The sequence below is a fragment of the Shewanella sp. CAL98-MNA-CIBAN-0140 genome (assembly GCF_040309905.1).
Taxonomy (GTDB): domain Bacteria; phylum Pseudomonadota; class Gammaproteobacteria; order Enterobacterales; family Shewanellaceae; genus Shewanella; species Shewanella psychromarinicola.
The window spans coordinates 1-257 of record NZ_JBEOPI010000218.1; the positions used below are offsets into that span (position 1 = coordinate 1).

1 pseudogene is annotated in these 257 nt (G+C 40.5%); it reads right to left on the bottom strand.

Going from position 1 to position 257, the window contains the following annotated elements:
* A pseudogene (locus AAEY93_RS20830) lies at positions 1-257 on the bottom strand (type II secretion system protein GspD); the annotation flags it as partial.

The following is a 257-nucleotide window of genomic DNA, read 5'->3' on the forward strand; positions in this document are numbered from 1 at the left end:
TGTCCTGTTAGCATCATCACGTTAGCGGCATTAAAGTTAGCAACATGCCCACCATCTTTTTGGTCACTAAACTGGCGAACCAAAGGGCCTAATTCTTGAACGCTGACATTTTTAACTCGCACAACCCGAGTGATCATCATATCGCCAGCTGCATCGCTGTCCGTTGTAATTAACGGTACATTGGATTTTTTAGCATCTGAACTTTTTTCTATTTTTATAATGTTGTTATCCATTTCAACAGCTGAATAGCCGTAAAC